This is a genomic window from Clostridium acetobutylicum ATCC 824 (assembly GCF_000008765.1).
Lineage (GTDB): Bacteria > Bacillota > Clostridia > Clostridiales > Clostridiaceae > Clostridium_S > Clostridium_S acetobutylicum.
The window spans coordinates 818,252-830,986 of record NC_003030.1 but is presented as its reverse complement, the minus strand read 5'-3'; the positions used below and the strand labels follow the sequence as shown (position 1 = coordinate 830,986).

Below are 12,735 nucleotides of genomic sequence, written 5' to 3'. Positions count from 1 at the left end.
TACCTTAATATATATTATACACCATAATAATATATTAAGAACAGAAATAAAAGAGTGGTGTAAATTAATAAACTTACACCACTCTACCTATTATTTTTCATAGCTCTATCTATTTCACGTCTAGCATCTTTTTCCTTTAAAGCGTCCCTCTTATCGTAATTCTTCTTACCTACAGCAACCGCCAACTTTACCTTGACTCTTCTATTCTTTAAATATAATGCTATAGGAACTAAAGTATACCCCTTTTGACTTGTAAATCCTAAAAGCTTATCTATTTCACTTTTATGAAGAAGCAGCCTTCTCTTTCTCAAAGGATCTACGTTAAAAATATTTCCTTCTTTATATGGGCTTACGTGCATATTACAAGCAAAAACCTCTCCATTTCTTATTTCTGCATAACTATCCTTAAGATTAGCTTTTCCATTTTTTATTGATTTTACTTCTGTGCCAACGAGTTCTACTCCACATTCATATGTTTCTTCAATAAAATAGTCATGCCATGCTTTTCTATTATCAGCTAAGGTATTATTTTCTGTATTCTTTTTAGCCATAATGTCACCTACTTATATAATTTTTCATTCTATACTTTTCTTAAAATTATATCACATATAATCTCACCGTAGCAAAATTAAAACTTATATCCTTACAAAATATTTTTATGAAAGGATATAAGTTTATGCATCTAGAATTCTTCTTCCTCTTCTTCTGCTTCTACTTCAGTCTCTGCCTCTACTTTTATTTCTCCTTGCGCCGCTTCTCCTTTATTCTCAACCAACTTAAAATATATTTCGTGAGAATCAACACTTACTTTATCTACTTTTATTCTCGCCTCATCACCTAATTTGTATATCTTTTTAGTTCTTTCTCCTACGAGGCTTAAATATTTTTCATCATATACATAATAATCGTCTGTAAGTTCACTAATGTGTACAAGACCTTCTATGGTATTAGCAAGCTGAACAAATATACCAAAGTTTGTTACAGAAGATATTATACCATCAAATTCCTCACCTACTCTATCAGCCATGTATTCTGCCTTTTTCAAGGAATCTACTTCTCTTTCAGCTTCTTGAGCAACTCTTTCCATTTCAGAAGACTGCATTGAAGCATAATCAACCTCTCCTATGAGCTTTTTAGATCTCTTTTCATCCATTCTTCCATTTATATATTCCTTCATTATTCTGTGTATTATAAGATCTGGATACCTTCTTATTGGAGAAGTAAAATGACAATAGTACCTTGCTGCCAAACCAAAGTGACCTGAACATTCTGGCGAATATCTAGCTTGCTTCAAAGACCTTAAAAGAAGCGTACTTACAACTGTCTCTTCTTTCTTTCCTTTTATCTTTTCTATTACATCTTGAAGCTGCTTTGGATGAACCTCTGATCCCCATCTTACTGCATAACCTAGGTTATGAATAAATTCATTGAATCTTTCTAATTTTTCACTATCTGGTTCTTCATGAACTCTGTACACAAAAGGAATATTAGCCCAGTAAAAGTGCTCAGCTATAGTTTCATTACAAACAAGCATAAATTCCTCTATTATTCTATTTGCAACTGCTCTCTCATATGGCTTTACTTCTACTGGTTTTCCAAGCTCATTAAGAGTTATTTTACTTTCCTCAAAATCAAAATCTATTGCTCCTCTTAATAATCTCTTCTTGTTAAGTATAGAAGCTAATTCTTCCATATTCTTAAAATCATCATAAAGGTATTCAAAAGCCTTAATAGTTTCTTCATCGTGATCTCTAAGTATTTTGGTTACATCTGTATACGTCATTCTTTCGTTTGTTTTTATTATACTTTCAAATATTTCATGTTGAATAACCTTTCCTGTAGGATCAATTTCCATAAAACAACTCATTGCTAGTCTATCCTGTCTTGGATTAAGACTACAAATTCCATTTGAAAGCTTTTTAGGAAGCATTGGAATAACTCTATCAATAAGATAAACAGAAGTTGCCCTTTTAAGAGCTTCCTTATCAAGCGGATTATCCTCTCTTACATAATTTGAAACGTCAGCTATGTGAACTCCTAATTTAAAGTTACCATTTGAAAGCTTCTCTATAGATACAGCATCGTCAAGATCCTTTGCATCCTCGCCATCTATTGTGACCATCTTTACATCTCTAATGTCTCTTCTTCTCTTGTATTCACTTTCTGGTATTTCATTTGGTATACCTTCTGCAAACCTTTCAACTTTTTCTGGGAATTTTTCTGGGAGCTTATGCTTCTTTATTATTGTAAGTATATCTACACCTTTTTCTCCCTTACTTCCAATTATCTCTACTATTTTACCCTCAGGATTTCTTCTTTTCTTAGGCCATACTGTTATTTCAGCAACTACTACATCTCCACTTTTAGCACCATTCTTTTCTCCTTTAGGAATAAATACATCTTGTGGTATCCTAGCATCATCAGCAACTACAAAACCAAAGTTTCTACTATCCTCGTATACTCCAACTACAGTTTTATTTGCTCTTTCAAGAATCCTTATTATTTCACCTTCGCATTTTTTACCACTATCACTTTCTTTAAGAATTTTAGCAACTACCTTATCTCCATTTAGTGCACCATTCATATTGATAGATGGAATATATACATCTGGTCTATCCTCTTCTGGTATAACAAAACCAAAACCTTTAGCGTTTCCTTGAAGAGATCCCTTCACAAGTCCCATTTTTTCTGGTACTCCAAAGTGGTCCGTTCTATTTTTAATTATAAGTCCTTCTTTTTCCATATCCTTAAGTAATTTTTTAAATATTTTATAATCAGCTTTACCTATATCAAAAACTTCTGATAATTCCTTTATGTTCATAGGCTTATATGCTTGTTCTCTCATAAATTCAAGTATATTATCCCTTATATTCATGTATAATCACCTCATTATAATTCTTATCTTTTATTTCAAATATTATTCAATATAAATTCATAAAATAAAAAAGATACAATTCAAAAAGTAAAATGAATCATATCTTTATGACATTATCCTATTTAAATATTTTCAAATTAAATATAATAAGAGTTATTGCAAATAATACTGAAAATAAGACTGTTAATTTAACCAGAAATGCCTCTTTCGTTTTTGACTTGTTTTTAGCAAAAAACGTTTCATTTGTACCAGATATTGAATTCATAAAGCCATCCATTTTACCTGGCTGCACAAGAACAGTAATTATTATAGCAAAAGCCAAAACTATTTGTGCAACTATCAAAAAAGTACGCATCTTAAACCTCCTATAAATCTCCTGTATAAATATAATATTATATCTTTAATACTATCATAAATACTATTATATTACAATAGAAAATAAGGGAAATTTATCAAATTAAATCCCCCTTATTTTATAATTATTTTTTTATATTGTAGAAGGCATTTAAACCTCTAAATTCAGCAACTTCGCCAAGTTCCTCTTCTATTCTAAGAAGTTGGTTATATTTTGCAACTCTTTCTGTTCTTGCTGGTGCTCCTGTTTTTATCTGTCCTGCGTTTACAGCTACAACAAGATCTGAAATTGTAGTATCTTCTGTTTCTCCTGATCTATGAGAAACTACTGCTGTATATCCAGCTCTTTGTGCCATTTCTATTGCATTTAAAGTTTCTGTAAGAGTTCCTATTTGGTTTAACTTTATGAGTATTGAATTAGCTACTCCAAGCTGTATTCCCTTTGAAAGTCTCTTAGTATTTGTAACAAATAAATCGTCTCCTACTAATTGAACTTTATCTCCGATTCTGTCAGTTAACAGCTTCCATCCATCCCAATCTTCTTCAGCCATACCATCTTCAAGTGATATTATAGGATATTTTTCCACTAAATTTGCGTAAACTTCAACCATTTCTTCTGAAGTATAAACCTTACCTTCGCCCTTAAGATTGTATTTTCCGTTCTCATAAAATTCTGTTGAAGCAGGGTCCATTGCTATAAACATATCTTTTCCTGGCTCATATCCCGCCTTAGTTACAGCTTCCAAAATAATTTGTATTGCTTCTTCATTACTATTAAGATTTGGTGCAAATCCGCCTTCATCTCCAACAGCTGTTTCAAGTCCTTTTGATTGTAGTAAAGATTTTAAAGTGTGATAAACCTCTGCGCATGATCTAAGGGCTTCGCTAAAGCTTGGAGCTCCTGCTGGCATTATCATAAATTCTTGGAAATCAACATTGTTATCTGCATGCTTTCCTCCATTTACAATATTCATCATTGGAACTGGAAGAACTTTAGCATTAACTCCTCCAAGATATTGATAAAGACTAATTCCTAGGTATTCAGCTGCTGCTCTAGCTACTGCAAGTGATACTCCAAGCATTGCATTTGCACCAAGCTTTGACTTATTTTCCGTTCCATCAATTTCAAGCATTGTCTGATCAATTAATGTCTGGTCAAATACATTCATTCCTATAAGCTCTGTTGCTATTGTCTCATTTACATTGTCAACAGCATTGAGAACACTTTTTCCTAAGTACTGAGCTTTATCGTTGTCTCTAAGTTCGACAGCTTCAAACTGTCCTGTGGATGCTCCTGAAGGTACTGACGCTCTTCCTACTGTTCCGTCTTCAAGAACAACCTCTACTTCGACAGTAGGATTAGCCCTTGAATCCAAGATTTGTCTTGCCATTACGTCAACAATTTCAACATATGATTTCATATAAAACACCCCTATCTTTCTTTGTTATATATAAATAAAAGTGTACTACATGTAATAAAACCAATATTCAATTTTATTCATATACTACACTTTATTTTTTACAATAAAATATTAAATTATACTATTCAAATAAACTTTTTCCTGTCATTTCTTCAGGTTTTTCAAGTCCCATTTCTTGAAGCATTGTAGGAGCTATATCTGCTAAAACTCCTTCATTAAGTTTTTTAGCCTCTGTATGATTACTTACATAAACAAAAGGTACTGGATTAACAGTGTGTGCTGTCATAGGTTTTCCATTAGAGTAATCGATCATTTGCTCTGAATTTCCGTGATCTGCTGTTATAAATACACTTCCATCTAATTTAAGAACCTTGTCAACTATTTTTCCAAGACATTCATCAACTGTTTCAACAGCCTTTTTAGCTGCTTCAAGAATTCCAGTATGTCCAACCATATCAGGGTTAGCAAAGTTTAATATAACCATATCATACTTATCTTCATCTAACCTCTTCAGAAGCTCATCAGTAACTTCATATGCACTCATTTCTGGTTTAAGATCATAAGTTGCAACCTTTGGTGATGATATTAAAGCTCTATCTTCATTTTTATTTGGCTCTTCAACTCCTCCATTAAAGAAGAAAGTTACATGAGCATATTTTTCAGTTTCTGCAATTCTAAGTTGATTTAAACCTTTGTTGCTTACATATTCTCCAAGAGTATTTGTGATGTTTTCAGGTCCAAATGCAACATCAACTCCCTTAAAGCTTGCATCATATTCTGTCATAGTTACAAACTCAATATTAAGTCTGTCTCTCTTAAATCCGTCAAAAGCTTCTTCTGCTATAGCTCTAGTTATCTGTCTAGCTCTGTCAGGTCTGAAATTGAAGAATATAACAGAATCCTTGTCCTTTATAGTCGCAACTGGTTTTCCTTCTTTAACTATAACTGTTGGTAGTACAAATTCATCTGTTTTGTTGTCATGATATGAAGCATCTACAGCTTTAATAGCACTTTCTGCCTCTTCACCTTTTCCAAGAACCATTGCATTGTAGGCAAGTTCTTCTCTTTCCCATCTGTTATCTCTATCCATTGCATAATATCTTCCAGATACAGTAGCAATTTCACCAAGACCTATTTCATTCATGTAGTCCTCTATATCTTTTATAAATTCTTTTGCAGAAGAAGGCGGTACGTCTCTTCCATCAAGAAAAGCATGTACAAATACTTTTTTTACGTTCTTCTTCTTTGCAAGCTGTAAAAGACCCTTTAAATGATTAGTGTGTGAGTGAACTCCTCCTGGAGATAAAAGTCCCATTAAGTGAAGAGTAGAATCATTTTCTAAGACATTATTAACAGCTTTATTAAGAGCTGCATTTTTAAAGAAATCTCCATCTTCAATTGCCTTTGTTATCTTTGTAAGCGATTGATAAACTATTCTTCCTGCTCCTATATTTAAGTGTCCAACTTCTGAGTTTCCCATTTGTCCATCTGGAAGTCCTACGCTTAGTCCGCTTGCCCCAAGATGTGTATGTGGGTAGTTATTAAAGTATTTATCAAAATTAGGTTTACTAGCAGCCTTTACTGCATTTCCATCAACCTTGTCTGAAATTCCAAATCCATCTAATATCATTAACATTACAGGTTTCTTTGCCATAGTATTATTTCCCCCATTCTTTATATTGCTATGCTTTTGTTAATTAGCAATTGACAGTAGACACTCATTTCTATTATCAATTCTCAATTACCAATTATAAGTAATTAACTTATATTTAGTTTGTATATGTAATATGTATTATGGAGAAAACTCCATAATACATACATTATGAGCTTTTCTCTTTGCCTTTAGAAATTAACTATTGCTGCAAAATCAGCTGCTTTAAGGCTTGCTCCTCCAACTAATGCTCCATCTATTTCTGGCTTAGCCATTTGAGCTTTAATTGTATTTGGTTTGACAGAACCACCATATTGTATTCTTACTTTTTCTGCAACTTCTTTTCCGAACATTACTTCTACTGTTTTTCTGATTGCTCCAATTGTTTCATTTGCCTGTTCATCTGTAGCAGTTTTACCTGTTCCTATTGCCCAAATTGGTTCATAAGCTATAACAACCTTAGCTGCCTGTTCAGCACTTAATCCTGCTAAATCTAACTTTATTTGCTTTCCTGTAACTTCATTTGTTACATTTGCTTCTCTTTCTTCAAGAGTTTCTCCGCAGCATAATATTGGAGTTATATTATGAGCAAATGCTGCTTTTACTTTTTTATTCAAAGCACAATCTGTTTCATTAAAATACTGTCTTCTTTCACTATGACCTAATATTACATAACTTACACCTAATTCTTCAAGTGCTTTTAGTGATATTTCTCCAGTGAAAGCTCCACTTTCTTCAAAGTGTGCATTTTGTGCAGCAACCTTAATGTTACTTCCTTTTGTAGCATTAACAACAGTTTCTAAAGAAACAGCTGTAGGTGCTACTACAACTTCAGCCTTTGCATCTTTTACAAGTGGCTTTAATTCTTCAATTAATTTTAAAGATTCACTAATTGTGTTATTCATTTTCCAATTACCGGCGATTATTGGTGTTCTCATTAAATACACTCCTTATTTTATAGATAGTATTTATATGAGGCTACTCTTAATCAAAACCATTATATATTGCACAATAATAATTTTCAATGGATTATTTATCATATGTAGTTTTAGATTGGAATAGCTTCATATATCTATCTTTAATTTCATTATAGCACTATTCTATTATTTGTAAATATTATTTACTAATAATTATTATTATTTATCATTAAGAGCTACTATTCCTGGAAGTTCTTTTCCTTCTAAGAATTCAAGTGAAGCTCCGCCTCCAGTTGAGATATGAGTCATTTTGTCTCCAAATCCTAACTGATTAACAGCAGCAGCACTGTCTCCTCCACCTATAACTGTTGTTGCATCTGATTCAGCCATAGCTTTTGCAACATCTTTTGTTCCTTTAGCGAAGTTTTCAAATTCAAATACTCCCATAGGTCCATTCCAAACAACTGTTTTAGCTTCTTTAACAGCATCAGCATAAAGCTTTTGAGTCTTTGGTCCAATATCTAATCCCATGTATCCTTCTGGTATATTTGCATCTTCAGTTGTAACTGCTTTTGTATCTGCTTTAAATTCTGCTCCAACTATATTATCTATAGGAAGAAGTAATTTTACTCCTTTAGCTTCTGCTTTTTCTATCATTTCTTTTGCATAATCAACTTTGTCTGCTTCAAGAAGTGAAGTTCCTATTGTATATCCTTGAGCTTTTAAGAATGTGTATGCCATTCCGCCTCCGATGATTAATGTATCAACTTTTTCAAGTAAATTGTTTATAACATTGATTTTATCAGAAACTTTTGCTCCTCCAAGAATTGCAACAAAAGGTCTAACTGGATTTTCAACAGCTGATCCTAAGAATTTTAATTCTTTTTGAATTAAATATCCACATACAGCAGTATCTACGAATTTAGTTACTCCAACTGTTGAGCAGTGTGCTCTGTGAGCAGTTCCAAATGCATCATTTACATATACATCTGCAAGTGAAGCTAAATCTTTTGAGAATGCATCATCATTTTTTCCTTCTTCTGGTCTGAATCTTGTGTTCTCAAGAAGAACTATTTCTCCTTCTTTAAGTTCAGCTACAGCCTTCTTAGCATTCTCGCCAACAACTGTATCATCAGCAGCAAATTTAACTTCGCGTCCAAGTAATTCACTTAATCTTTTAGCAACTGGAGCTAAAGTTTTTGAAGGATCTGGTCCCTTTGCTTTTCCAAGATGTGAACAAAGAATAACTTTTCCACCGTGCTCTGAAAGGTATTTTATAGTTGGAAGTGCTCCATTAAGTCTGTTTTCGTCAGTTATTACTCCGTCCTTTAAAGGTACATTAAAATCGCATCTAACTAATACTCTTTTACCTTTAACATCTACATCTTCAATAGTCTTTTTATTGAATTTCATAATATTCACCTCATACTACCTTATTTATATTTTATAAAAGGTCCAGCCTCATAGCCGTTTAACTATAAAACCAGACCTTTTTACTATGTTCTACTTTAATCTATTCAAATTAATTAATGAGCGCTTTAAACTATTTTGCTATTTTTGCAAAGTAAGCTAAAGTTCTAACTAATTGTGAAGTGTATGACATTTCATTATCATACCAAGCAGCTGTTTTAACTAATTGTGATCCGTTAACATCAACAATTTTAGTTAAAGTTGCATCAAATAATGATCCGTAGTTGATTCCTACTACGTCAGCTGAAACGATTGGATCTTCAGTGTATCCAAATGATTCATCAGCAGCTTCTTTCATAGCAGCGTTGATTTCTTCAACTGTAACTTTTTTCTTAAGAACTGAAACTAATTCAGTTATTGAACCAGTTGGAACTGGAACTCTTTGAGCGTTTCCGTCTAATTTTCCAGCTAAGTCAGGAATAACTTGGCTTATAGCTTTAGCAGCACCAGTTGAGTTAGGGATGATACTTACAGCAGCAGCTCTAGCTCTTCTTAAATCTCCTTTTCTGTGTGGACCATCTAATGTGTTTTGGTCATTAGTGAACGCATGAATTGTAGTCATGAATCCTTTTTCTATTCCAAATTTATCATTTAATACTTTAGCCATTGGAGCTAAGCAGTTAGTTGTGCATGATGCACCTGATATAACTGTTTCTGTTCCATCAAGATCTTCATTATTAACGTTGAAAACTATTGTCTTTAAGTCGTTTCCAGCTGGAGCTGATATAACAACTTTTTTAGCGCCTGCTCTTACGTGAGCTTCTGCTTTTTCTTTCTTTGTGAAGAAACCTGTGCACTCAAGAACAACGTCTATTCCAAGATCTCCCCAAGGTAATTTTTCAGGATCTGCTTCAGCGAAAACTTTAACTTCTTTTCCGTTTACTACGAAAGCTCCTTCTTTAACTTCAATTTCTCCATTGAATCTTCCTTGTGATGAATCATATTTAAATAAGTGTGCTAACATTTTTGCATCAGTTAAGTCGTTTATTGCAACAACTTCCAATCCAGGTACTTCAAGAATTCTTCTTAAAGCTAATCTTCCTATTCTTCCAAAACCATTAATAGCTATCTTTGCCATTCTAACTACCTCCAAAAATTTTTTAATATCTAAAATTATATTTAAAATATAATTATTAGCTAAAATAATATCAGCTGCTATAGACACACAATATACTTTAATGCGTGAAAAGATTATATATCTACAACAAATAGATAAATTGATTTTATTTAGTGCCTTTTAATATTTTCACTATTTCCTTAGCGGTTCCCTCATCTGTTATAAGGATATTTCCTCTGCCATTTATTTGCGTTGCCACAATAGCTTCCGCTTTAAGCTTGCTACCTGCAACAGCTATAATATTTTTGGCTTTTTTAATATCTTCTGTTTTAAGTCCCAGTGATGGAGTGTGATATACAACATTTCCTTCTTTATCAAAAAAATATCCAAAAGCTTCAGCAACAGAACCACTTCCGAGTATGTGGGATATTTCATCTTCGCTAAGCCCACGCCTCTTGCTCATTTCATCAGCTCTTCCAACTCCATAAATAATTATATCAGCTTTACGTATAGTATCAATTGCGTTCTTAATGCTTTTTTCATTGATTATTGTACTTAAAGCCTCATTACTTAAATTATCTGGAACATGTATCAATTTATAGCTAGCACCCAATTTATCGGCAAAATTGGCAGCTAAAGTATTAGCTTCAGTTTGAAGATTTCTCTCCATACCACCCCTTGCTGGAACAACAACGGTGTTCTGATATCTAGGTGAATAACTATAATTATCAACAACAGTTTTCATGGTAGTACCACCAGTAATAGCTACAATATCTCCGTCTAGAATTATGCTTTGTATAAATTTAGCAGCTGTTCTTCCAATTTCATTCATAACTGTACTATCTTCATCGATATCTCCTGGCACTATTATAACTTTCTTTATATTGAGGTTTATTCTTATGAATTCCTCAATATCTGTTAATCCTTTAAATTCCCTTATGAAATTTTTAAGTTTATCAATTATTTCTTCTCCGTCTTTTGTAACTGACATTCCTGGATTGCTTATATTTATGAGATTTTGCTTTTTCAAAAAGTTTATTTCTGTCCTAACAACTCTTTCACCTATACCTATTTTATTTGCAAGTATTCTTCTTCCTATAGGCTGGTTATATTTAATTGTTCTTAAAATGTCATATCTCTTTTCAAGCAAATCCATAAGCTCAGGAACGATTTTTTGCTGCAATTTTAGAATCTCGTGCATTAAATCACCTCGCTGGACATATATAGTCCCAGCATCATAAATCATGTCCCACTAATATTATAAGATAAAAAAAATAATTTTTAAATAGTATTTATGAAAAAAATATAATTTTTTCATAAATACTATTTCTTTAGCACTTTTTAATAACGTTTCCTTTTAGCTGATGATTTTATACCAATTTCTTCTCTATATTTTGCTACAGTTCTTCTAGAAATATTCATACCTTTTTCTTTCAAAATTTCTGAAAGCTTCTGATCAGACAATGGACTTTTTTTATTCTCCTTCTCAATCAAATCTCTAATCTCATTTTTTATTTTTTGGGTTGACATATCCTTTTTATCTTCAGACACAGAATAAGCACTTGCTATTCCCGTAGTGAACATATCTCTTATTTTTACCAAACCCTTTGTATCGATATATACGTACTTTTCTCTTATCGCCCTACTTATAGTTGATTCATGCATACCTAATTTCTCTGAAATATCTTTGAGTGTCATTGGCCTCAAATAATTAGTTTTTCCAACAAAATATGCTTTTTGGTATCTTAAAATTTCGTTTAGAACTTCATAAAGAGTAGTTTTTCTCTGCTCTATACTTTTAAGAAGAAACATAGCACTATTAAGTTTTTCTTTTACATAGTCCACATCTTTTTTATCGTTTTCAGTATTTAATATATTCTTATAGGTATTATTTATAGATAATTTAGGAATTGAACTATCATTCATTATTACATAAAAATCATCATCTATTTTTCGTATAAACGCATCTGGAACTACATATTTTACTTCGTCACCTGTAAAAAATCCTCTCGAAGGCTTAGGCTCTAGTTTTTTTATATAATCTCCATATTCTTGAGCTTCCTTTGGAGTTATATTAAGTTCCTTTGCTATTACGCCATATTTATTTTCAGCTATATTGCCTAAATGCTTATCAATTATTTCTATTAGTTTAGTATCGTTTACATTCCTCACATAAATCTGAAGTTTCAAACATTCTGCAAGATTTCTCGCACCTACTCCAATAGGTTCTAAGGATTGTACTACATTAAGTGCATTTTGTACACTTTTTAACTCTTTGTGCACAGCCATCCCTATATCTTCTAAACTATCCCGTAAATATCCGTCCCTATCTAAGTTTTCTATTATATATTCACATATATGCCTAGTTTCACTATCTATACTTATCTCTCTAAGTTGGTCTAATAAATACTCCGTAAAGGACTTTTTACTACCTATAAAATTAAAAGGTGATACCTCTTCTTCTTCACTTCTGTATGAATAATTTTCATGAGTATAATTATCGAAATCCAGATATTTTATAAATTCTTTGTAGTCCACTTTACTCATTTCTGACTGATACTCATCATTTTTTATTACTTCTTTTCCGTCAAGAAGTGGGTTTTCTTCTATTTCACTCCTGATATACTCATTTAATTCCATATTAGACATTTGAAGAAGTTTTATTGACATCTGCATTTGCTGAGTCATTACTAATTTTTGCTGCTGAGTTAAATTCAATTCAAAATCCAAATTCATTTTTTTCACCTAAATTTTAATTATATAACTTAATAATTTAATTATATCATATTTAATTATCAATTATACATTAATTATTTCATCTTGTACTATAATTGTATAATAAGTTAATTTATTAAAATTATATATAATTCTATTTAATACTAACCTAAAAACGAATACAAAAATAAGCAAGATATTTAAAACGAAACCTATACAATATAATGCTTGTTCATATAGGTTTCATTTTATATTAATCTCACTTCATTTCTTTA

At 31.9% G+C, this 12,735-nt stretch carries 10 protein-coding genes; all 10 read right to left on the bottom strand.

What is annotated here, in order from left to right:
* Positions 1-83: 83 nt before the first annotated feature.
* Positions 84-551, bottom strand: a complete 468-nt coding sequence (gene smpB, locus CA_RS03860) for an SsrA-binding protein SmpB (protein WP_010964035.1) — start codon at positions 549-551, stop codon at positions 84-86.
* A gap of 131 nt (positions 552-682) precedes the next feature.
* Positions 683-2,875, bottom strand: coding sequence for a ribonuclease R (gene rnr / locus CA_RS03855; RefSeq protein WP_010964034.1), 2,193 nt, complete (start codon positions 2,873-2,875; stop codon positions 683-685).
* Between the two features lie 118 nt (positions 2,876-2,993).
* Positions 2,994-3,230: a preprotein translocase subunit SecG gene (secG, locus tag CA_RS03850; RefSeq protein WP_010964033.1), complete on the bottom strand. Its 237-nt coding sequence runs from the start codon at positions 3,228-3,230 to the stop codon at positions 2,994-2,996.
* 124 nt (positions 3,231-3,354) lie between these two features.
* Positions 3,355-4,650: a phosphopyruvate hydratase gene (eno, locus tag CA_RS03845; protein ID WP_010964032.1), complete on the bottom strand. Its 1,296-nt coding sequence runs from the start codon at positions 4,648-4,650 to the stop codon at positions 3,355-3,357.
* 121 nt (positions 4,651-4,771) lie between these two features.
* Positions 4,772-6,304, bottom strand: coding sequence for a 2,3-bisphosphoglycerate-independent phosphoglycerate mutase (gene gpmI, locus CA_RS03840; RefSeq protein WP_010964031.1), 1,533 nt, complete (start codon positions 6,302-6,304; stop codon positions 4,772-4,774).
* Positions 6,305-6,492: 188 nt separating this feature from the next.
* Positions 6,493-7,239, bottom strand: a complete 747-nt coding sequence (gene tpiA, locus CA_RS03835; RefSeq protein ID WP_010964030.1) for a triose-phosphate isomerase — start codon at positions 7,237-7,239, stop codon at positions 6,493-6,495.
* A 198-nt stretch (positions 7,240-7,437) separates the two neighbouring features.
* The gene (locus tag CA_RS03830; RefSeq protein ID WP_010964029.1) at positions 7,438-8,631 is read right to left on the bottom strand and encodes a phosphoglycerate kinase; all 1,194 of its coding nucleotides are present in this window, start codon (positions 8,629-8,631) and stop codon (positions 7,438-7,440) included.
* Positions 8,632-8,761: 130 nt separating this feature from the next.
* Positions 8,762-9,766: a type I glyceraldehyde-3-phosphate dehydrogenase gene (gene gap / locus CA_RS03825; RefSeq protein ID WP_010964028.1), complete on the bottom strand. Its 1,005-nt coding sequence runs from the start codon at positions 9,764-9,766 to the stop codon at positions 8,762-8,764.
* A gap of 145 nt (positions 9,767-9,911) precedes the next feature.
* Positions 9,912-10,946, bottom strand: coding sequence for a sugar-binding transcriptional regulator (locus CA_RS03820; RefSeq protein WP_010964027.1), 1,035 nt, complete (start codon positions 10,944-10,946; stop codon positions 9,912-9,914).
* Positions 10,947-11,086: 140 nt separating this feature from the next.
* Positions 11,087-12,475: an RNA polymerase factor sigma-54 gene (rpoN, locus tag CA_RS03815; RefSeq protein ID WP_171779437.1), complete on the bottom strand. Its 1,389-nt coding sequence runs from the start codon at positions 12,473-12,475 to the stop codon at positions 11,087-11,089.
* Positions 12,476-12,735 lie beyond the last annotated feature (260 nt).